We start from the raw sequence: 22,741 nt of genomic DNA, 5'->3' as shown, positions 1-22,741 counted from the left end.
TGCCACTCTATATTGAGAAAGTAAGCAATTACTCTTCATCAGGGAACCACTGCTGAAGAAGATCACGTGAACGCTCCAACTCATTTTGCCAAGTATTCACACCCACGATCGTTGGCTTAAGCAAGATCACGAGCTCAGTTTTTTGCGTTAACTGATTGGTATTACGGAACAAATGACCTAAGGCTGGAATATCACCGAGGAATGGAACTTTAGAGGTCACATCACTGGTGTTGGATTTCATCAAACCACCAATAACAACCACATCGCCATCTCGAGCTCGAATCACTGAGTCAGACTCACGAATAGAGCTTTTCGCCAAAGGAAGCTGCACCACACCCGTTGTAGAACCAAGGTTGAGCTCTTTCACTTCTTCCTCGACCTCAATAACGGCTGGGTGAACATGTAAGAATACGCTACCTTTATCATCTATCTGAGGGGTCACATCTAAGGAGATACCCGAAAAGAACGGAGTTAACTCAACCTCAGGTGCGACGTTCGCGTTGTCACCACTGCCTACCGCGCTAGATAAATCCGTCACGTAGTATTCGTCAGTACCCACTTTGATAACCGCTTTCTGGTTGTTTGCAGCTGTGACTCGTGGGCTTGATAGAACGTTCAGGTCACCTTGAGTATCCATAAAGCTCAATACCGCTTCAAAACTGCCATCTGAGATCGTTACGTTGGTTTGCCCGCCTAACAAAGAGCTGATCGCATCTAATGGAGGCAAAGTTCCACCAGGTCGATCAATTACCACACCGCCGCTGCCAATCGACTTAGATAAATTAGACCAGCTAATACCTTGTTGGTAACCATCACTCAAGGTTACTTCCATGATTTTGGCTTCTAGGATAACTTGACGCTGCAGGCGTTTTTGAGAAATACCTAAGAACTCTCGAACCTCACGAATTTCGTCAGGGTAAGCACGCACTGTAATCACACTCGCTTGCGGGGTCACGACAACGCTTTGCCCATCGCCCGAGCCAATTAAGTGAGCAACCGCCGCTTCAAGCTGTGGCCAAAAATCACTTTCAGAGGTCGTTTCAATCTCTGTACCACCATTCGATGTCGAGTTTGATGAATTAGAAGAGTTAGATGAATTTGACGAGTTTGAGTTCGAGTTTGAAGAGCTCGATGAATTCGAATCTGAGTTAGAGATCGTGCCGGTGGTGATCGTCGTTAGTGAGCGACCAGAACGCTTAACTTGTAAGTAATCGACAGGGATCGTTACGGTGCGAAGACCGGCAGGATAAACTTGAATCACTTTGCCACGCTTTTCAATATCGTAGCCATACATATCTTGAGCAACAGCCAGTACCTCATCTAACGTCACGTCCGTTAGATTAAGCGTAAGGTTTCCAGACACACTTGGGTGAATAGCCGCACTATATTCCGTACCTTTCACTAAGCTGGCAAAAAAAGTTCTCGCTTCAACGCCTTTTGCCTGAATACGAAAACGCTTAACCGTTTCCATCCCCGGAGACATCGAGTCAGAATTAAGCTGAGGCATAAGGTCATCTTGAACCGACGAAGGCAGCTCATGAAGCGCTCTGCTATTGGCTTCATTAATTGATTCGTTTAAAGACTCTTTAATCTCAACAGGATCTCTATGCCCCATCGAACAGCCGACTAAAGATGACACTAGGATTGCTACTACAAGTTTACGCATGTCTTCACTCTAACCTTAATTATTCTTAACATCTAAAGAGAACATCTCTAATTTCCACTGCTTAGAGCTTCTCTGCAGAGTGACGTATTCTGGATCTATGTTCTTAACTCGGTACCCTCTGATCGTTTCCCCTTGTCCGAGAATCTGACCATTCATAATCGCATAGCAAGGCGTATCTCCCTTACACACGATGCTTTCTAAAGAAGGCAAGCGATAACGAGTTGGTGCTTTCTTAGCAGGCGCCGTTTTCTGTTGAGGTGAAAGCCAGCCTAATGGCGCCGTGGGATCTTGCTCAGCCCACACAAAAGAGCTACTAAATAGCAAGGACAACAAAAGAGTTCTAACCACCGATAAACTCCTGTCTAGTACCTAATGTGTAAACCTCGAACACCAGTCGAGCTTTAGGATATTCTTCTACTGAGTATTCAAATGTGCGCCAGTAGTAACTCACAGGTAGAGACTCAAGTGCTTGAAGGTAAGCTGAGATATCAAAGTAACTGCCGGTTAGCTCCATTCTTACAGGGTGAAGAAAGTAGCCTGAATATTCGCTGGTCTCTTTATTGTTCGAAATCGCTTCTGGTTTTAATGACTCTAGCGATTCAAGCTTTAGTCCATTACCGGCGTTAAGAACGCTCTCCAGTAACTGCGACATTTGAGAAGGTGTGATTAATCCATCAACAATCTGAGAAAGCTGAAGAGAGAGATCTTGGCTCTCCACCAGCAGCTTTTTGTACTCTCGATTAATTTCGTTGTCTGGGTCTTTGTTTAACTGAGCTTGCAGAACAAGTAACTCACCTTGCTGCCTTTGATTCGATTGAGTCAGGCTGCTCGCCTTGGCATTTTTAGCTTGTAGATCGAGATACGCAGGCTCAACCAATAAGGTGAACAACAACATAGATAGGCCAACAAAACCACACACAAAAAGTAGCCATTTTTCTCTTTGACTTAATGCAAGAAACTTATCGCTCAGCTGGTTCCACTGCTGCATTATTTACTCTCCCGACGAGTACTTAGCTCAAACGTCACCACATCCTGATCATTACGGCCAATTTTTAGTTTTTCAAAAGTGCGTCCGACTAAATTAAGCTCACTTTTAAACTGACCAATCCAGTTCGGAACGACATTTGCGTTACGAGCCAAGCCACTAAGATCTAAAGTATCGTGGGTCATGTAGATGTGCGAAAGAGAAATGTCATTTCGGCCTAATTTAGCTAAGGAATTCATGACGCCAGAATACCCGACTTGTTGGGATTCGTCGTATTGTCCAACAGCCTTCAAAGCCTCTTTTTTAGCCTCAGTCTCACGTTTGAGACGCGCAACCGCCGCGACTTTCTCTGGAGACGGTTTATGCTGAGTTAACTTACTATTCAATTGGTTAACTTGCTTGTTAAGTTGATTCGAGTCTTGTTGCAGGGCTGTTAGCTCTTTATCTAGATTAGAAACTTGATACTGCATTGCGAAGTAACCACCAAGCATCAAAACACAAACTACTCCCCAGCTCGCAACAACATTGGTCAGCGTAAAATATTCTTTTTTAGGCTTAAGGTGTTCAGGGTAAAGATTGACCTTAAACGTCTCTTTTTCAGCTGCAAGTTTAAGCAACAAACTCTCTGAATTATCACGCTCACCTTCAACCAACAGTGAAACTGTCGAGCTCAATGTACTGTTTAAGGCACTTTGTAACTCTGCTTCATCTTCTTCGTCACAACAGATTTTAAGCTGGTGAAGCTGGGTGCCTTTAATTTGAGAAGAAAGGTAATCAATCGAGCGTTGAAGCTCTAAAGCGAGGCCATCTAACTGCAGAGCACTTGACGCAACACCCGTTAAAGGTGGCACAACACTGCGGATGGTTCTTTGAAAACAAACGGTATTTTCGACAAACGCACCCAATTTAAAGTGTGAATTGACGCTACGTTGTAAAAGAATGAAATTAGACAGTTCGCCTGCACTGTAACCCCAGATTTCATCTTCAGGAGCAACACCTATTAATTCAACCTGAGCCGAATTCGTGATATTCAAAAGCTTGTCCAACAGCTTTTTAGGCAGGACATATACTTGCAGCTTGTTCGACGTTGGTAACGCGACCGCACTCGCAGTAATTTCCGTGACTCTTTCTGAAACAAGATCTTTGAGTAAAAAAGGCAGTGCTACCGACCATTCACTCTCTGGAATGTCCGGTTTATCAATTTGGTAGGTTTGGTAGTAGTTAGCACAGACAATCAGTTGGACGCTATTACTGGTAAACGCCTCACTGCTAAGCGATTTTTTTAGCGCACTCTCCCAGTCCCCATTAACCACGGGAATGCTGGCTACTTGAGGATCTTGTTCTGTCGATGAAATATAAATGGCGTCATTGCCCAGCAAGACAACTTGCGAGCTACCTTTATTATTCGTTGGCTTTATTTTGTCTAAAATCGCTTTAAAATTCATTCTTAACTACTACTCTTACGCCATCGATTTCTTCGTCCAACTTTGACAACAGATTCCGCTTTCGCGGCTTTTTCTGCTTGATTAGGCAAAGGGATAATTTGTTGTTCTTCGTCGAAATATCTCCCTTGATAGCCGTTAATGCCTAACTCTATCAAGGTATTCTTTTCTTGTTTTGTCTCGACTCCAACGGCAATAACTTGAGTTGGAGAATCACCACACGCCCCAATTAAGCTGCGAACAAACAGTTGGTTCTCATGCCTTTGGTCGATTTTCTTTATTAGGCTTCGATGAAGCTTAATATAATTAACCTTCAAATCCTTTATATAGTGAGTGCTAACAATGGTTCGCCCAGCTTGGCCAACCACAACTTTACACCCTAAACCTCGCAACATCTTTGCCACCGGTCTCATATAATCAAGATGAGCAATCAAGTGCCCTTCTGGAAACTCAAACGCAAGCTGAGAGCGGTGTTGAGCAGAGAGCTGTAACAACTCACTCCTAAACCACTTAAAGTGCTGTTTATTAGCAAACGGGGTAACATTCAGATTCACTGAATAGTTGATAGGTTGAGTTGATTCTTTCAACGATTTCAACACAACCTTTAGAACCGATTGGTCCATTTGAGCTTGATAACCCACTTGCTCTACCGCAGGCATAAATCGAGACGATTTCAATAAACCTTTGTCAGGATCCTGAATTCTAGTAAATATTTCTCTATGCAATTCATTAACTTGACCAGATTCCGGCATAAGATAACACCGCTGAGCAAAGATTACTAAATTTTCAGGAAGCAGCGCTTTATCAAGTAATGTTCTCCAACGAACACTGCCTCTATCAAGCTCATTCTTATTCTCTTTCGGGTAACGGCTCCAGTTATTAATACGCTCTAACTGAGCACTCTTTAGTGCCGTTTCCGTTTCATCCATGATCTGGCTATGACGCTCACCTTCGGTATACATGGTCACACCAATATGACACCAGTTATCCGACTCTAAAGGCTCTGGCGGAGTTAGCTTATCTAACTGCCTTAAACACTGAGCAGCCAAGGTCGCAATATCTTTTGCGCCCTGATGAGGGATAAATACAGCAAAGTCCGCTTCGTAATAGCGAGAAAAAATGACATCGGGATAGCGTTGAACGATATTCGACAGTACTTCACCGACTTCAATAATAAAGCCGTCTGTGGTTTGCTTATCGTTAGCATCACTAACTTGCTCCCATTCGTCGATACGTATCAGTAACACACCGCCTCGAGCACCACTTTCATGCAGTGCCGATTCAAGCTTGTTATCGAATAAGACTCGGTTTGCCGTGCCTGTGAGTTTGTCTAGGAAAGTATGGGTACGAATAAAGGTATCAAAGCGACTTCGTTCTTGACGAGCATCTTGTAGCTCTTCAATCAATACATCTAAGGCTTCGCTTGCGGTATAAGGCCACTCTCGCTCATCTCCCTTTGCATGAGCTTCAACCTGACCGGCCAAGATCATTCTTCCTCGCTCTTCCAAGATTTCAGAACCCATGAGTTGTTCTTTCAACCAACGAACACCGCGAGCAAGACAGAACAGAACCAATGCGACAGCCAAAGTAATTGACCACATCGCTTCCATTGAGTAGTTGTAGCCAATATAAGGAGGAAGTGCTTTAAATTCGATTCGGTAGCCTTCATTACGCTCTAAAATGAAGCTTTTCTCATAAAGACGATTGGGATCAATTTGTGGGGAGGTATCTTTGAAACGATAAACGATGCCGGTCTTGTTCGAGAGTTTCATCTCAACAATATTGCTCGCCTGCAACATCTTAGGCATCCAACGCTGCATTGAATACGCGGCGTCAGGGTCTTCCATCTCTTTATCTACAACGTCGACAATGCCAACCAAATAATGGTCTAAATATTCCTGTCCAATACGCTTAAAGGAAAGTGTGCCACCAATAAAAAGAATGAACATCGCGCTGATCACTATCACGGTGACAAATGCGACCAATCGAGTGCTCAATTTTAGTGTCGGGGTATATCTCATGAATAACGAAATCCTTTTCAACTCACATTATACCGTATTGCTACTTATACTATAAATTGACGTTGTAAATAAAGCGTTAAGAATTGTAGGTAACAAAAAGCCGCGATGAACGCGGCTTTTTCCAATTTAATACTGTCTTTATAATATATTAAAAACTAGGTCTCAGGTAATTGCTAAAATGGGATGTCATCATCAAAATCCATTGGCGGCTCATTATATTGAGGTTGAGCCTGCTGAGGAGCTTGTTGAGGTGCTTTTGGCTGCTGTTGAGCGGGAGCACTGTATTGTTGTTGCTGTGGCTGCTGTGGCTGACCCCAACCACCTTGCTGTTGGTTGTTACCCATGCCACCTTGAGCAGGAGCACCACCTTGAGCACGGCCGCCAAGCATTTGCATTACACCATTGAAGCCTTGAACAACCACTTCAGTTGTGTAGCGATCTTGACCGCTTTGATCTTGCCATTTACGAGTTTGAAGTTGACCTTCAATGTAAACTTGAGAACCTTTACGTAGGTACTCACCAGCAACTTCCGCAAGCTTGCCAAACAGAGCAACACGGTGCCATTCTGTTTTTTCACGCTGCTCGCCAGTTGCTTTATCACGCCATGACTCTGACGTTGCAATGGTAATGTTCGCTACTGCGCCGCCATTTGGCATGTAACGAATTTCAGGGTCATTACCTAGGTTACCCACTAATATAACTTTGTTAACTCCACGGCTAGCCATGATTTGCTCCGTCTAAATTCATAGTCTCAGAAAATTTTAGCGCACAAGAATAGCATGCTTTTCTACAGTGATAAATCGCATTCCTATTCTCTCCTCACTACAAAGAATAAAAACGTAACAAATCATGATATTCAGAGCGATGTTGCTTTTTTCTCCACTTACAAACCACTCATTTACTTTGATAATTGATATTCAACGCAAGTCACTATCAAGGCGCTAGAGAAGCTAAAGCCTGCATGACAACGTGGAATCTAATCCCACTCAAACAGGACGTTTCAATGAGAAAATCAAGATACGCTCGCACTTTACACTTTCTGTGCATCGACCCAAACGATACCTATCTACATGTAAAAGAGATAGAAAAGCATTTATCTATTGTTCTCTACAAAATGACACCCGACGAATTAATGCTAGTTGATAGAAAGCAGAGTAACCGGATCTTGCTCGTCGATTACAGAGAGGTACCACAACTACTGATTATTTGTCCTAACCTGACTGTTATGTGGAAAAATCACGAAATCATTTTATTCAATGTCCCCCAGCAACTTCCAACCTCAGAGCTTCTTACCTATGGGGTACTAAAAGGACTCTTTTACAACACTGAACAAAAGGACAAGATTGCTCGTGGTCTTCAAGAAGTCATTGATGGCGATAACTGGCTGCCAAGGAAGGTAACCAATCAACTGTTGTTTTATTATCGCAATATGGTCAATACCAACACCACACCAACCAATGTTGATTTAACCATTCGTGAGATCCAGGTGATTCGCTGTCTTCAATCCGGGTCTTCAAACACACAAATCGCCGATGACTTGTTTATTAGTGAGTTCACGGTTAAATCTCACCTCTATCAAATATTCCGTAAGCTTGCGGTAAAAAATAGAGTTCAAGCGATAGCATGGGCAAACCAGAACCTGCTTGCATAATCGACCCACCTCTTAGTCTGACGATAATTTTGAGGGAAGCTCTAGTAAACCATGGCTATTGTTGCTGAATTTTCGACATAACTTATGCTAGAGTTGCCCTCAGAAATATCAACCACTCAGGTTGAATCAATAATTATTATAGATAAAGGGTCTTATCATGATCAAAAAGTGCCTTTTCCCGGCAGCTGGCTACGGTACACGTTTTTTACCTGCAACCAAGTCAATGCCTAAAGAAATGATGCCTGTAGTAAACAAACCTCTGATTGAATACGGTGTAGAGGAAGCTATCGAAGCTGGTATGGATGGAATGTGCATCGTTACTGGACGTGGTAAGCACTCGATCATGGATCACTTTGATAAAAACTACGAGCTTGAGCACCAGATTAGCGGCACCAATAAAGAAGACCTATTGGTTAATATCCGTGAAACGATTGAAGCGGCAAACTTCACCTACATTCGTCAACGTGAGATGAAAGGCCTTGGCCATGCTATTTTAACGGGTCGCGAACTTGTAGGCGATGAACCGTTCGCAGTAGTACTTGCTGATGACCTTTGTGTGAACGAGCAACAAGGCGTGCTAGCTCAGATGGTTGCGCTATACAAACAGTTCCGCTGTTCTATTGTTGCTGTACAAGAAGTTCCAGAAGAAGAGACTCACAAGTACGGTGTTATCTCTGGCGAAATGATCAAAGATGACCTTTTCCGAGTTGATGACATGGTAGAGAAGCCAGAGCAAGGTACAGCACCAAGCAACCTAGCGATCATTGGTCGTTATATTCTGACTCCAGATATCTTTGAATTAATCGAGCAGACAGAACCAGGTAAAGGCGGCGAAATCCAGATCACTGATGCATTGCTAAAACAGGCAAAAGCAGGCTGTGTATTGGCTTACAAATTTAAAGGCCAACGTTTTGACTGTGGTAGTGTTGAAGGCTATATCGAAGCAACAAACTACTGCTTCGAAAACCTATACAAGAAAGACCAGCAGCAAATCGAGCTAGGTAAACACTCGACCAAGAAAGAAGCATAACGACTGGTTAATCACTAACGTTACTGATTTTAGAAAGGGCGACTCTTTGAGTCGCCCTTTTTGTTTACTGTTTTTTTATCCAGTAAAACTTTGCACAAATCTCACTCTATGTAATACTTTAGCCACTTAAAATTACATGGTCTATTGAGATGGATAAAATAGAAATTAGAGGCGCTCGTACGCATAACCTCAAAGACGTCAACCTAACCATTCCACGTGACAAACTGACTGTCATCACCGGATTATCGGGTTCAGGAAAGTCGTCACTTGCGTTTGACACACTCTACGCAGAAGGTCAGCGTCGTTATGTTGAATCTCTGTCTGCTTACGCTCGTCAATTTCTATCTCTTATGGAAAAGCCTGATGTCGACCATATTGAAGGTCTGTCTCCAGCTATCTCAATAGAACAAAAATCGACTTCACATAACCCTCGCTCAACCGTCGGTACCATTACCGAAGTCTATGATTACCTCAGATTATTGTATGCGCGAGTAGGCGAACCTCGCTGTCCAGACCACAACATCCCTCTAGCAGCACAAACCATCAGTCAAATGGTCGATAAGGTCTTAGAACTGCCTGAAGGCTCAAAGATGATGTTGATGGCACCGATTGTCAAAGAGCGCAAAGGTGAGCATGTTAAAACACTGGAAAACTTAGCTGCGCAAGGCTTTATCCGAGCCCGAATTGATGGTGAAACCTGTGATCTATCCGATCCACCAGCACTTGAACTTCATAAGAAGCACACCATTGAAGTTGTGGTAGACAGATTCAAGGTTCGTCCTGATCTTCAACAGCGTTTAGCCGAGTCATTCGAGACCACATTAGAGCTCTCTGGCGGTATCGCTGTCGTCGGCTGGATGGACGAAACGGATCAAGAAGAGATCGTATTCTCTGCTAACTTCGCTTGTCCTAAATGTGGTTACAGCATGCAAGAGCTTGAGCCTCGCCTGTTCTCATTTAATAACCCGGCAGGAGCATGTGGTACGTGTGATGGTCTTGGTGTTCAACAGTATTTTGATCCAAGCCGAGTGATTTTAGATGAGAACCTAAGCATTGCTGAAGGTGCGATAAAAGGTTGGGATCAAAAGAACTACTACTATTTCCAAATGCTAACGTCGCTGTCAGAACATTATGGTTTTGATCTGTATGCGCCATTTAATTCTCTACCGAAAAAGACTCAAGAGATCATTCTAAAAGGATCAGGTCGAACTGAAGTGGAATTCAAGTACATCAATGACCGAGGTGATATTCGAGTTAAGCGTCATCCATTCGAGGGCATTTTAAATACCTTAGAGCGCCGTTACCGTGATACTGAATCTAGCGCGGTGCGTGAAGACCTTGCCAAATACATCTCAACCAAGTCGTGTTCTAGCTGTGATGGCACTCGCCTGAGACTAGAAGCTCGCAATGTTTTCATTGGTGATACAACACTTCCGGAAATCGTTGAACTTAGCATTGCTGACGCACTACAATTTTTCCAAGAATTGAAGCTAGACGGTCAACGTGGGCAGATCGCAGATAAAGTGATGAAAGAGATCAATGATCGTCTGCATTTCTTAGTCAACGTTGGTTTGAACTACCTTAACCTATCACGCAGTGCTGAAACGCTGTCTGGTGGTGAGGCGCAACGTATTCGTTTGGCGAGCCAAATCGGTGCCGGTTTAGTTGGCGTTATGTATGTACTTGATGAGCCATCAATTGGTCTCCACCAGCGCGATAATGAACGTCTATTGCAAACCTTAATTCACCTGAGAGACTTAGGTAATACGGTACTTGTTGTGGAACATGACGAAGATGCAATTCGTTGTGCTGACCATGTTATCGATATCGGTCCAGGAGCAGGGGTGCACGGTGGTCACGTGGTGGCAGAAGGTACCATGCAAGACATCATCGAAAACCCGAACTCTTTGACAGGCCAATACCTGAGCGGTGCTAAAGAAATTGCAGTGCCTGAAAAGAGAACGCCTATCGACAAGAAAAAGGTCGTCGAGATCGTTGGCGCAACGGGGAACAACCTAAAGAATGTGACCGCGACAATTCCTGTTGGCTTGTTCAGTTGTATTACGGGCGTATCAGGTTCGGGTAAATCAACGCTTATCAACGATACCTTCTTTAAAGTCGCCCACACTCAATTAAACGGTGCCACGACTGCAGTTCCAGCAAAGCACAAAAAGATTAAAGGGTTAGAACATTTTGATAAGGTAATCGACATAGATCAAAGCCCTATCGGTCGTACACCAAGATCAAACCCTGCGACCTACACAGGGATTTTCACCCCTATTCGTGAACTATTCGCGGGCACTCAGGAATCACGTTCTCGTGGTTACAAGCCAGGTCGATTCAGCTTTAACGTTCGTGGTGGTCGTTGTGAGGCTTGTCAGGGAGACGGCGTAATCAAGGTAGAGATGCACTTCTTACCCGATGTGTATGTGCCTTGTGATGTGTGTAAAGGTAAGCGCTATAACCGTGAGACTCTAGAGGTCCGCTACAAAGGTAAAACCATTGACGAAGTTCTAGAGATGACTGTGGAAGATGCTCGTGAATACTTCAACCCGGTACCTGTTATCGCTCGTAAACTGCAAACTTTAATGGACGTTGGCCTCTCTTACATTCGCTTAGGGCAAGCAGCTACAACCTTATCTGGTGGTGAAGCTCAGCGTGTTAAATTAGCGCGTGAACTGTCTAAACGAGACACGGGAAAAACCTTATACATTCTCGATGAGCCAACAACAGGCCTTCATTTCCACGATATCCAGCAGCTACTGACGGTATTACATAGACTGCGTGATCACGGTAATACAGTTGTCGTGATTGAGCACAACCTAGATGTCGTTAAAACAGCAGACTGGATCCTAGATCTTGGCCCAGAAGGTGGGCAAGGTGGTGGTGAGATTGTTGCAGAGGGTACACCTGAAGATGTGGCGTTAGTCGAAGGTTCACACACTGCTCGCTTCCTTAAGCCTATGTTAAATTTGAAGTAGGTGTAAAATAGCGCCCTGCGGGCAGACAGAAAAATGTTAAAGTAACAGAGCTTGTTTCAGAAGGAACAAGCTCTGTTTTTATAAGGTTAGGGATTTATGGCAACAATACACACTAGCGGTACTCAGCTAGAAAATCAGATCACTCAGCTACCACTCAACAAAGCATTTCTGGCTTCTTTAGCTGTTGTATTCTTGTTAGCTATGCATTTTTTTATGCCGAATCCTGGTGGTTCGGGCCTTGCTCTATCCTTTAACCCTACCACTTGGCTAGCGCTAAGCTTCACGCTAGCGATTGGCTTTTACCAACTCGCGACCAATCGAGTACTCAAGTATTCCAAATTAACAATTGGCTTGTTGATTAGCTGCATCATACTCACGCTACCCATTTTATACAGCAATGCTGCACCTCAAGGAGCGTCAGGACGCTTGCTTGGATTGTGGGCGGGCTTTGCCTTATTTGTGGTGCTGCAGCAATTTAAGTTCAGCAATAAACACAAGCAACGTATGTTGTGGTTCATTGTACTTGCTGTTGTTATACAAGCACTATTTGGCTATGTGCAATATTTCTTATTAGAACCTGGCAACCTATTTGGCTACAACACTTCTGCAAACCGACCATATGGGATATTTCAACAACCGAATGTAATGGCAAGCTTTCTTGCTACTGGTTTTGTGCTGTCCGCTTACCTTTTAGCAAGGCAGCCGGCTAAATATAACCATAAGATCAGCGAATCATTCCTACTGTATTTAACTCCAACCTTAACCGTGCCCTTGCTGATCATCATTGCATCACGTACCGGATGGTTGGCCGCTGTCATTGGGTTTATCTGCATTCTGCCCTATCTATACAAGTTCTCGACCAAGAAACGCTTCTACGGATGGTGCGCATCAGTGCTCGTCGGTGTCGTCGTCGCTTTTTCGGTGATCAGCCTAAGTGCGACTGATAGCCTCGCTAGCAAGAAAGCGAACCTAGAAAGCCCGCGCGCTTATACGTTCCCGCAAGCTTTAGATATGATGATCGAAAAGCCATTTACAGGTTATGGTTACGGGAAATTTGAGTCTGAATACACGCTATATACAGCTCGCCAACATCAACTCAACTCGAACTATCATCCAGGTCTTCCTTCAATGGATCACCCGCACAATGAGTTCCTGTTTTGGGGAGTTGAAGGGGGGATTGTACCAATCATCGGAATCTTGATTGCTGCAATATTGGTGATGTCACGCATAACAAGTTCAGCAAAGGGAACACGTCTAGCCCTGCTCGCGTTATTTATCCCAATCCTTTTGCACTCTCAACTTGAGTATCCTTTTTACCACTCGGCGATTCACTGGATAACATTCATTATATTGATTTACTGGGTAGATCAGCGCTCTTCCCGACATTATCAACAGTCGTTCAGTATCATCAGCAAGACCCTATTTAGAGTGTTGAGCTTAGTGCTCCCTATTTTGGTCAGTTTTTATATGTTGAGCGCCCTGCACACCAACTATGTACTGACTAAGTTTGAACTGTCTAAGCCGAAAAATCCGGACATTCTTAAGCAGGTAACGAACCCAGTGGTGTGGAAAGATCGCTACGATTGGGATATATACAGCACTTACCTTAATATCGGCCTCTACAAAGCCGACCCGAGCCTTATACAGCCTTACATCGATTGGTCACTGGAGATCATTAAGAGCAAACCAAGACCGGCTTTCTACAGCAATCTGATTCTGGCGTATCAAGGCCTAGGAGAAGAAAGTAAAGCAGAGCAAATTCGTAGCGAAGCGAACTTTTTATTCCCTAACAGAGACTTTTCAAAGGTTCAGTATAAGAAAGTGTCACAAGCAGAAGATAACGTTTCGTCTGCAGAATAATGTTAAGAATTCGCAACGCAAGCTTCACTTAGTAGGCAGTAGGAGCTTGGGGTAGATACAAAAAAGCGCACGATCTCTCGTGCGCTTTTCTTTTTAATTTCAGTTCATGCAGCTACTTCAAAACATCTTTTAGCGCTTTTAGGCACAACGCGACATTCTCTTTACGAGCACCGTAACCCATTAGGCCGATACGCCATGCCTTACCAGCCAAAGAGCCAAGCCCAGCACCGATTTCAAGATTATATTCTTCTAAAAGCTGCGTTCTGATCTTAGCCTCATCAATTCCTTCTGGGAAATAAAGTGCATTAAGCTGCGGCAGGCGGCTCTCTTCATCAACCACAAACTTTAACCCTAGAGCTTCTACGCCTTCTTTAAGCTCTTGGTGCATCGCATGATGACGAGACCACGCATTATCTAAGCCTTCATTTTTCAACAAAACCAGCGACTCATGCAGAGCATAAAGGCTGTTCACGGGTGCGGTATGGTGGTAGCTACGCTTACCTTCTCCACTCCAGTAACCTAATACTAAACTTTGATCCAAAAACCAGCTTTGCACTGGTGCTTTACGGGCTTTCATTTTATCAACCGCACGCTGAGAGAAAGTCACTGGAGATAGCCCTGGCACACAAGACAGACACTTTTGGCTGCCAGAATAAACCGCATCAAGCTGCCACTCATCAACCAGCAATGGCACACCACCTAATGATGTCACTGCATCAACAATCGTTAACGCATCAAACTGACGAGCGACAGCAGAGATAGCTTGAGCATCAGATAACGCTCCGGTTGATGTCTCTGCATGCACAAATGCAACAGCAACGGCATCGGGGTTTTCTGCCAATGCTTGTTCTACCTTTTCAACTGAAACGGGCTTGCCCCATTCGTCATCAACAAGGATGGCTTCGCCACCACAACGCACCACGTTTTCTCGCATACGCTCACCGAAGACACCGTTACGACAAACAATCACCTTTTCACCAGGCTCAATCAAGTTAACAAAACAGGTCTCCATACCTGCACTGCCCGGTGCAGAAACGGCAATCGTAAATTCGTTTTCAGTCTGAAAAGCGTATTTAAGAAGTTGTTTAAGCTCATCCATCATCGCAATAAACAGCGGATCTAGGTGACCTATGGTTGGACGGCTCAAAGCCTGTAGCACTTGAGGTGAGATATCAGAAGGACCAGGCCCCATTAACGTTCGGTGTGGTGGATAAAAGCTATCGATAGCAGTAGTGAGTGTGAAATTAGACATGTACATCCCTTACGTTAATGTTGTGAACAATCCACCCTAAAGCAAATTGATTACCTCAGCAATTAGCCATAAGTATTGAGGTCAAACCACTGTCACATAATTGTTAAAATTATTTTTCAATTATCTCAAGTTACGGATTGACATTGTTACCACAAAAACGTTCAATGAAACGGCTATCTAGCAGAAGAGGAGCACTGCCCAGGCAGATGTTTTGTGGAACCGCATTTCCAATACAAAACATTTATGGGGAGCAGTGCCGAGATAATAAAAGTATGCAGGACCTTTATTATCGGTTGAGCGGGCTGAATCCCGTCAACTGTCGCCATTTCTATATGGTGAAGAGCTTCTGAGGTTACTATTCTAATAATTCCTCTCTTTTTGCTCTAAAACTCTCTTCGAAAAACATCGGACGTTGGATTACCCAACCGTAATTTTATTTTAGGAAGTCGTGGGAGATATATCGTGAGTGCATCTAATGTAGCTGGTTCTTTTAATGTCGCTAAGTTTGGTGGAACAAGTGTTGCCAACTTTGAAGCAATGAGCCGTTGTGCTGCCATTATTGAAAACAACTCAAACACGAAACTGGTCGTGAGTAGTGCATGCTCTGGTGTCACTAACTTGCTGGTTGAACTAGCACATGGTGTTCAAGACAAAGCTCGTCGTCAGGAACTAATGGCGCAATTAGCGGACATTCACAACGCAATTCTTGACCAACTCGCAGATCCAATCAGCATCGAAAAAGAAGTCCACAGCATTCTTGATGACATTGCGAGCGCTGCAGAGGCCGCATCATTCCAAACAAGTACTAAACTGACGGATCACCTTGTCGCATGTGGCGAGTTGATGTCGACACACATCTTGGCTCAGATCATCTCTGAACGAGGCACTCCTGCTGTTCGCTTTGATATCAGAGATGTGATGCGTACTAATGATGATTTTGGTAAAGCCGAACCTCAACTAGAAGATATTGCCGCTCTAGCGCAAGAGAAACTGATTCCACTTTGCCAACAACAAGTTGTCGTTACCCAAGGTTTTATCGGCGCTGATAGCGAAGGTAACACCACGACTTTAGGCCGCGGTGGCAGTGATTACTCAGCAGCACTGATTGCCGAATCTGTACAGGCGATTGGTCTAGAAATCTGGACGGATGTTCCGGGTATCTACACCACTGACCCTCGTATTGCACCTAAAGCTTCTCCTATCCCAGAGATCAGCTTTAGTGAAGCATCGGAAATGGCAAACTTTGGTGCGAAGATCTTGCACCCATCGACTCTAGTACCTGCACTACGCCACCAAATACCGGTATTTGTCGGCTCTTCTAAAGCGCCAGAGTTAGGTGGTACTTGGATTCGTCAAGAAGTTGAGAGCTCTCCTCTATTTAGAGCGCTTGCCCTACGCTGCAACCAAACCATGGTTACGCTACGTAGCGCTAATATGTTCCATGCCTATGGCTTTTTGGCAAAGGTATTCGAGATCCTTGCTAAACATAAGATCTCGGTCGATCTTATCACCACTTCAGAGATCAGTGTTTCACTAACACTCGATCAAACGGATACCTCTGGTGGTGCCCCTGAGTTACCTGAAGCCGCTCGCATTGAGCTTGAGGAGCTGTGTTCTGTAGATATTGAACACGACCTATGCCTTGTTGCTCTTATTGGTAACAACATGAGTGAAAGCAAAGGCTATGCAAAGCAGGTCTTCGGCACTCTTGAAGACTTCAACCTACGCATGATTTGTTACGGTGCAAGCCCACACAACCTGTGCTTCTTACTAAATGAATCTGTTTCTAAGTTGGCGATTCAAAAACTGCACCAAGAATTATTTGAATAGAAAGTCCGTTTATCATCGACAGATAAATCACAAATACAAAAAGGGTTGCTATTCAGCAACCCTTTCTCTTTTTACTTTACGAATCAAAGCTCATCATAGATTCAAACTAGTTAATGTTAGGACCTAACCACTTCTCGGCTTCTAACATATCCCAACCTTTGCGGTCAGCATAGCTATCCACTTGATCCTGTTGAATCTGTGCAATAGCAAAGTATCTAGCATCAGGGTGTGAGAAATACATACCAGACACTGAGGCACCAGGCCACATCGCGTAGCTTGTCGTTAATGACATATCGATTGCCTTTTCAACGTCCATCAGCTCCCACAACGTGCCTTTCTCTGTATGCTCAGGGCAAGCAGGATAACCTGGAGCTGGACGAATACCTTGGTATTTCTCTCGAATCAAATCGTCGTTAGACAAATTCTCATCTGGCGAGTAACCCCAAATATCCTTTCTCACTTCTTTATGCAGATATTCCGCGAACGCCTCAGCCAATCGGTCAGCAACCGCCTGAATCATAATCGCGTTGTAGTCATCGCCTTTCGCTTTGTATTCATCAGCCAGCTCTCGCTCACCAATACCACCCGTAACCGCAAAGCCACCAATCCAATCCGCTTTACCGCTTTCTTTTGGCGCAATGTAATCAGACAAACAGTAGTTAAAGCCTTTTGGTTTCTCTGTTTGTTGACGAAGATTGTGTAGAACTTTTAGAACTTCGGTACGAGATTCATCGGTATACACCTCAATATCATCACCAACACTGTTCGCTGGGAACATGGCACACATACCACGCGCTTCAAGCAGCTTCTCTTTCTCTACGCGATCCAGTAAATCATTAGCATCTTTGAATAAACGTTTTGCCTCTTCACCCACTTCTTCATGATCAAGGATTGCAGGGTATTTACCAACCAATGACCATGTCATAAAGAATGGAGTCCAATCGATGTACTGACGCAAAGTCGCCACATCAAAATCATTGAAGATGTGAACTCCCGGCTTAGCGGGTGCAGGTGGCGTATACGCATCCCAATCGATAGCAACTTTATTGGCACGAGCTCTTTCAAGCGTGACAGGCTTGGTACGAGGTTTCTTACGATTGTGCTGATCTCGAACGCGATCGTAATCGATATCCAGCTTCTCAACGAAAGCGGGTTTCAATTCATCAGAAAGTAGTGAAGTACAAACACCCACTGCACGCGAGGCATTATTTACGTATACAACAGGTTCTGAATAATTCTGCTCAATCTTAACTGCTGTGTGAGCTTTAGATGTGGTTGCGCCGCCAATCAGAAGAGGCAGCTTGAAACCCTGTCTCTCCATTTCTTTAGCAACATGTACCATTTCATCAAGAGACGGTGTAATCAGCCCAGACAGGCCAATAATGTCGACATTCTCTTCTTTCGCTACCTTGAGAATCTTCTCGCAAGAAACCATCACACCTAAGTCGATAATTTCGTAGTTATTACACTGTAAAACCACACCAACGATATTTTTACCGATATCGTGAACGTCACCTTTAACGGTCGCTAACAAAATCTTACCGTTAGTTGCGCCCACTTCTTTGGATGCATTAATGAATGGTTCTAAATGGGCAACCGCCTGTTTCATCACACGCGCAGACTTTACAACCTGTGGTAAGAACATCTTACCTTCACCAAACAGGTCACCAACAACGTTCATTCCGTCCATTAGAGGACCTTCAATCACTTCAATAGGACGAGAGGCATTAACACGAGCTTCTTCGGTATCTTCAACAATAAAGTCGGTGATACCTTTTACCAAAGAGTGCTCCAAACGCTTCTCTACAGGCCAAGTTCGCCACTCTAATGCAGATTTATCTTCAACCTTACCAACAGCACGCTCTAGGTATTCGGTCGCCATATCCAGCAATCTTTCAGTCGAATCATCACGACGGTTTAGTACCACATCTTCAACAGCATCACGCAGATCTTCTGGAACATTATCGTAAATTTCCAACTGACCAGCGTTTACAATGCCCATATCCATACCGTTTTTAAAACAGTGATATAGGAATACCGCGTGAATAGCCTCACGGACGTAGTTATTACCACGGAATGAGAATGAAACATTCGACACACCGCCAGAGATCATCGCATGCGGGAGATCGCGTTTGATGTCTCCTACTGCTTCAATGAAATCAACCGCATAGTTATTATGCTCATCGATACCAGTAGCCACTGCGAAAATATTCGGGTCAAAAATAATATCTTCTGGTGGGAAACCGACTTCATCAACAAGAATGTTGTAGGCATTGGTACAGATTTCGACTTTACGCTCTCGAGTATCAGCCTGCCCGACTTCATCAAACGCCATCACGATGACAGCAGCACCATAACGACGAACTAATTTGGCTTGCTCAACAAACTTCTCTTTGCCTTCTTTTAGAGAGATTGAGTTAACGATGCCTTTGCCTTGAATACACTTTAGGCCAGCTTCGATAACTTCCCACTTAGAAGAATCGACCATAACAGGTACTTTCGAGATTTCAGGTTCTGAAGCACATAGATTCAGGAATTTAACCATACACGCCTCGGCGTCTAGCATCCCTTCATCCATGTTGATATCGATAATTTGAGCACCATTCTCGACTTGCTCTCGAGCTACACTCAAGGCTTCGTCGTAGAGCTCTTCTTTGATAAGGCGCTTAAAGCGTGCAGAGCCGGTAACATTGGTCCGCTCACCTACATTCACGAACAAAGATTCTTTAGCTATCGTCAGTGGCTCTAGTCCCGAAAGACGACAAGAAACTGGTAAGTCTGGCAATTGACGCGGCGTTACACCTTCAACGGCCTCAGCCATTTGACGGATATGCTCTGGAGTAGTACCACAACACCCACCAATTAGGTTCAAGAAGCCACTTTCAGCCCACTCTTTAACATGTTCAGCCATATCCTCAGGAGAAAGGTCATACTCGCCAAATGCATTAGGCAAACCCGCATTAGGGTGAGCAGAAACATTGCACTCTGAGATACGAGACATCTCACCGACATACTCACGCAGTTCATCAGGGCCCAATGCACAGTTCAATCCAAATGAGATTGGTTTTACATGACGAAGGGCGTTGTAGAATGCTTCTGTCGTCTGTCCTGAAAGGGTACGACCTGATGCGTCAGTGATGGTACCGGAAATCATCACTGGCAGACTGATACCTACTTCTTCGAAAACAGATTCAACCGCAAAAGCACACGCTTTCGCGTTTAACGTATCAAAGATAGTTTCAATAAGAATTAAATCTGAACCGCCCTTAATGAGCGCGCGAGTCGATTCAGAATAAGCTTCAACCAGTTCGTCAAAGCTAACATTACGGTAACCTGGATCGTTTACATCAGGGGATATAGAACAAGTTCGGTTGGTAGGGCCTAATACACCCGCGACGAAGCGAGGTTTATCTGGGGTCTTTGCGGTCCATTCATCAGCTGCTTCACGAGCAAGCTTGGCAGCAGCAAAGTTAATCTCTTCACTAAGGCTTTCCATATCATAGTCGGCCATAGCGATGGTTGTAGCGTTAAAGGTATTGGTTTCGAGGATGTCTGCCCCAGCTTCCAAGTATTCTGAATGGATATCTTTGATAAGCTTAGGCTGTGTAAGAACTAAAAGGTCATTGTTGCCCTTTAAGTCACTGTGCCAATCAGCAAAGCGTTCACCACGATAGTCTTGCTCTTCCAATTTATAATCCTGAATCATGGTGCCCATGCCACCATCAATCAGTAAAATTCGTTGCTTCAACAGAGCGTCAATCTTTTGCCTTACATTACTTCCCACGGTACAACCTCATTCCTTTAATTATCCCTCCATCCTATCACACATTAAAAAGGAGTCTAGACGTCTAAAAAAGGAAATTGATTACTGAGTCATGACAAAAAAATGTTTGCTATTTGAGCATGAGACAACGAAAATTCATATTCATACTTTGTTACATGTTGGAATCCCAATGTCGGTCTATTACACCTTATGCTTCTTGTCCGCTGCAGCCATGCTTATTGCTTTCGTGAATACAAAAATTGGTAAAATGCAGACAACCATCGCCATCACAGCTGGCTCAATGATGTTATCTCTATTGATTATCATTGCTGGACAAAATAATTGGTTCCAATTGGCAGACATTGCCTCAGAGACCGTTGCCAGTATCAATTTTGAAGATTTCCTTCTAAAAGGGATATTAGGATTCTTACTATTTGCAGGCGGTTTGGGAATCAAATTACCAAACCTAAAAGACCAGAAATGGGAAATAACAGTACTCGCGTTAGGTGCTACGCTGTTTTCAACATTCTTTATCGGTTTTGTGCTGTACGGGTTTTGCCAGTTCATCGGTATTCAATTTGATCTGATTTACTGCCTACTCTTTGGCTCGCTAATCTCTCCAACCGATCCCATCGCCGTGCTAGCAATAGTAAAGAAACTCGACGCTCCCAGAAGAATCTCTACTCAAATCGAGGGAGAATCTCTATTCAACGATGGTTTTGGCTTAGTTATCTTCGTAACCCTATTTACTATCGCATTCGGCACAGAAGCGCCAACCGTCGGTAGTGTGACCATGCTATTCGTTCAAGAGGCGATTGGCGGCATTGTCTATGGTTTTGTTTTAGGTCTTGTATTCCACTACCTAATCAGCAATACCGATGACCACTCGATGGAGTTGCTATTAACCATCGGCATCCCAACTGCTGGTTATGCGTTTGCTGAAGTTCTACATGTATCAGGCCCATTAGCGATGGTGGTATCAGGTATCATGATTGGTAACTGGACTCGCTTTATCGGATTCTCGAAAGAGAGTGAAGATCACCTAGATCATTTCTGGGAGTTGATAGATGAATTCTTAAACGGCGTATTATTCCTACTAATTGGTATGTCGATGCTGTTATTCAAATTCCACCAAGAAGACTGGATCTTAATGGCGTTCGCAGTCCCTCTAGTATTGAGTGCACGTTACTTGAGTGTTTTCTTGTCTTACATCGGATTTAAACGCTTTAGAACTTACAACCCGTGGTCGATTAAGATTCTAACTTGGGGTGGCTTACGCGGTGGCTTAGCATTAGCCATGGCACTTTCGATCCCTTCAGGTATCTGGGTAATTGAAGACAAAGCAATAGATGTAAAAGAGATAATCCTTGTCATGACATACGCCGTTGTTGTGTTCTCTATTCTAGTTCAAGGCTCAACAATCACTCCTATGATAGAGAAAGCAAAACAAGCAGAGAAAGAGCTAGATTAACACCTAGATAGATCAACCAAAGCCGCCTACTTTAGGTGGCCTTTTTTATACCCAATGAAAGTCAAACTCACCAATTCCCATACTGGAGCTATCGCTGAAAGATATGTGTGGAACATAGAGCTCATATCGATATTTGATACCGCTAATATTTGAGTAATCGAAAGCCTTAATGTGGGTGGACAGAACTCTTTAAGGAGCTTAAGTCATACAGAGAATTAGTTCTTCTGCCCACTCGCTAGTCTACCCAATAACCCACTCTCAAGTTATATAAGCTTCAATCGAAAGGCTTCACCTTTCACCTGGAAACAAAAATAACGGGACTCAACGTCTCGCTAGAATAGCGTTAGTTATTAACAGGACTACGGAGCTAGATGAGTGGTGAACAGAAAGCTTTAGCTTTGAACTAAGTCATTAAATACAGCAAGGCTGCACTAAATCAGTGTTCGATAGAGATAGCTAAAGGAACACATGGTACTTCAAGTGATACTTGTAAAAATGACAGGAATAAAAAGCGCTAGCATTTCTGCCGAGACGTGCAGACTAGAGTCTTAAATATGGCAAGGCTGGAATGAGTAGGCACTCCGGAGATTCGAGCACGCAGGTGAGCTAGGAGCGCCTAGTTATCCCAACATTACTTCGTAGAAGCAGCAGATACACAAAAGCCCCAGTATTTCTGCTGAGGCTTAGTATATGGAAAGGTTGGAGGTTTAGACTCCCAACACGCGCTGTTTTGGTAAGTAGGAGAATCCGCGGCTTTGCTAATGGCGTATATTATACCAATCCGGAAAA

The 22,741-nt window shown here is 43.9% G+C and carries 14 protein-coding genes and 1 riboswitch; of the genes, 6 read left to right on the top strand and 8 right to left on the bottom strand.

The window, feature by feature from the left end:
- Window positions 1–28 precede the first annotated feature (28 nt).
- From mshL to AB4482_RS01630, 6 genes are all read right to left on the bottom strand, one after another.
- Entirely contained in the window at window positions 29–1,666 is a 1,638-nt protein-coding gene (gene mshL / locus AB4482_RS01655; RefSeq protein WP_017065932.1) for a pilus (MSHA type) biogenesis protein MshL, read from the bottom strand.
- A 15-nt stretch (window positions 1,667–1,681) separates the two neighbouring features.
- Window positions 1,682–2,014: a hypothetical protein gene (locus tag AB4482_RS01650; RefSeq protein ID WP_017061346.1), complete on the bottom strand. Its 333-nt coding sequence runs from the start codon at window positions 2,012–2,014 to the stop codon at window positions 1,682–1,684.
- Complete coding sequence (pilO, locus tag AB4482_RS01645) at window positions 2,007–2,654, bottom strand: type 4a pilus biogenesis protein PilO (protein ID WP_372180445.1); 648 nt, start codon at window positions 2,652–2,654, stop codon at window positions 2,007–2,009. The genes AB4482_RS01650 and pilO overlap by 8 nt, the downstream gene beginning before the upstream one ends.
- Complete coding sequence (locus AB4482_RS01640) at window positions 2,654–4,096, bottom strand: MSHA biogenesis protein MshI (RefSeq protein ID WP_017065934.1); 1,443 nt, start codon at window positions 4,094–4,096, stop codon at window positions 2,654–2,656. The genes pilO and AB4482_RS01640 overlap by 1 nt, the downstream gene beginning before the upstream one ends.
- 2 nt (window positions 4,097–4,098) lie before the next feature.
- Window positions 4,099–6,114: an RNase E specificity factor CsrD gene (gene csrD / locus AB4482_RS01635; protein ID WP_017062969.1), complete on the bottom strand. Its 2,016-nt coding sequence runs from the start codon at window positions 6,112–6,114 to the stop codon at window positions 4,099–4,101.
- Window positions 6,115–6,287: 173 nt separating this feature from the next.
- The gene (locus AB4482_RS01630) at window positions 6,288–6,839 is read right to left on the bottom strand and encodes a single-stranded DNA-binding protein (protein ID WP_017062970.1); all 552 of its coding nucleotides are present in this window, start codon (window positions 6,837–6,839) and stop codon (window positions 6,288–6,290) included.
- Window positions 6,840–7,117: 278 nt separating this feature from the next.
- On the opposite strand from AB4482_RS01630, the gene AB4482_RS01625 reads away from it, so the two are divergent.
- The 4 genes from AB4482_RS01625 (at window position 7,118) to AB4482_RS01610 (ending at window position 13,636) form a co-directional block, all read left to right on the top strand.
- Window positions 7,118–7,765 (top strand): LuxR C-terminal-related transcriptional regulator, encoded by a 648-nt coding sequence (locus tag AB4482_RS01625; protein WP_029235590.1) that lies wholly within the window; start codon window positions 7,118–7,120, stop codon window positions 7,763–7,765.
- Between the two features lie 157 nt (window positions 7,766–7,922).
- Window positions 7,923–8,795 (top strand): UTP--glucose-1-phosphate uridylyltransferase GalU, encoded by an 873-nt coding sequence (gene galU, locus AB4482_RS01620; protein WP_017061340.1) that lies wholly within the window; start codon window positions 7,923–7,925, stop codon window positions 8,793–8,795.
- A gap of 149 nt (window positions 8,796–8,944) precedes the next feature.
- Window positions 8,945–11,776 (top strand): excinuclease ABC subunit UvrA, encoded by a 2,832-nt coding sequence (gene uvrA / locus AB4482_RS01615; protein ID WP_017061339.1) that lies wholly within the window; start codon window positions 8,945–8,947, stop codon window positions 11,774–11,776.
- A 96-nt stretch (window positions 11,777–11,872) separates the two neighbouring features.
- A complete protein-coding gene (locus AB4482_RS01610; protein ID WP_372072813.1) occupies window positions 11,873–13,636 on the top strand; it encodes a PglL family O-oligosaccharyltransferase in 1,764 nt (587 codons plus the stop codon).
- 112 nt (window positions 13,637–13,748) lie between these two features.
- Here the strand turns inward: AB4482_RS01610 and AB4482_RS01605 are convergent, their stop codons facing one another.
- Window positions 13,749–14,888: an alanine--glyoxylate aminotransferase family protein gene (locus AB4482_RS01605; RefSeq protein ID WP_102332733.1), complete on the bottom strand. Its 1,140-nt coding sequence runs from the start codon at window positions 14,886–14,888 to the stop codon at window positions 13,749–13,751.
- Window positions 14,889–15,064: 176 nt separating this feature from the next.
- Window positions 15,065–15,242: riboswitch (Lysine riboswitch) on the top strand.
- A gap of 108 nt (window positions 15,243–15,350) precedes the next feature.
- On the opposite strand from AB4482_RS01605, the gene lysC reads away from it, so the two are divergent.
- A complete protein-coding gene (gene lysC / locus AB4482_RS01600) occupies window positions 15,351–16,718 on the top strand; it encodes a lysine-sensitive aspartokinase 3 (RefSeq protein WP_136982198.1) in 1,368 nt (455 codons plus the stop codon).
- Between the two features lie 106 nt (window positions 16,719–16,824).
- Here the strand turns inward: lysC and metH are convergent, their stop codons facing one another.
- The gene (metH, locus tag AB4482_RS01595) at window positions 16,825–20,502 is read right to left on the bottom strand and encodes a methionine synthase (protein ID WP_372180443.1); all 3,678 of its coding nucleotides are present in this window, start codon (window positions 20,500–20,502) and stop codon (window positions 16,825–16,827) included.
- Between the two features lie 169 nt (window positions 20,503–20,671).
- Between metH and AB4482_RS01590 the strand changes: the two genes are divergently transcribed.
- Window positions 20,672–21,952, top strand: a complete 1,281-nt coding sequence (locus tag AB4482_RS01590; protein ID WP_017061334.1) for a sodium:proton antiporter — start codon at window positions 20,672–20,674, stop codon at window positions 21,950–21,952.
- The last annotated feature ends 789 nt before the right edge of the window (window positions 21,953–22,741 follow it).

Origin of the sequence: Vibrio sp. 10N.222.55.C7 (assembly GCF_041473335.1) — a bacterium.
Classification (GTDB): Bacteria; Pseudomonadota; Gammaproteobacteria; order Enterobacterales; family Vibrionaceae; genus Vibrio; species Vibrio crassostreae_C.
The sequence above is the reverse complement of the archived record's forward strand: the minus strand, read 5'-3'. Positions and strand labels throughout refer to the sequence as shown.

Bases quoted from the DNA above. Each gene is read 5' to 3' on its own strand.
- mshL (WP_017065932.1), bottom strand. From the start codon at position 1,666: ATGCGTAAACTTGTAGTAGCAATCCTAGTGTCATCTTTAGTCGGCTGT.
- pilO (WP_372180445.1), bottom strand. From the start codon at position 2,654: ATGCAGCAGTGGAACCAGCTGAGCGATAAGTTTCTTGCATTAAGTCAA.
- AB4482_RS01640 (WP_017065934.1), bottom strand. From the start codon at position 4,096: ATGAATTTTAAAGCGATTTTAGACAAAATAAAGCCAACGAATAATAAA.
- csrD (WP_017062969.1), bottom strand. From the start codon at position 6,114: ATGAGATATACCCCGACACTAAAATTGAGCACTCGATTGGTCGCATTT.
- AB4482_RS01630 (WP_017062970.1), bottom strand. From the start codon at position 6,839: ATGGCTAGCCGTGGAGTTAACAAAGTTATATTAGTGGGTAACCTAGGT.
- AB4482_RS01625 (WP_029235590.1), top strand. From the start codon at position 7,118: ATGAGAAAATCAAGATACGCTCGCACTTTACACTTTCTGTGCATCGAC.
- galU (WP_017061340.1), top strand. From the start codon at position 7,923: ATGATCAAAAAGTGCCTTTTCCCGGCAGCTGGCTACGGTACACGTTTT.
- uvrA (WP_017061339.1), top strand. From the start codon at position 8,945: ATGGATAAAATAGAAATTAGAGGCGCTCGTACGCATAACCTCAAAGAC.
- AB4482_RS01610 (WP_372072813.1), top strand. From the start codon at position 11,873: ATGGCAACAATACACACTAGCGGTACTCAGCTAGAAAATCAGATCACT.
- AB4482_RS01605 (WP_102332733.1), bottom strand. From the start codon at position 14,888: ATGTCTAATTTCACACTCACTACTGCTATCGATAGCTTTTATCCACCA.
- AB4482_RS01590 (WP_017061334.1), top strand. From the start codon at position 20,672: ATGTCGGTCTATTACACCTTATGCTTCTTGTCCGCTGCAGCCATGCTT.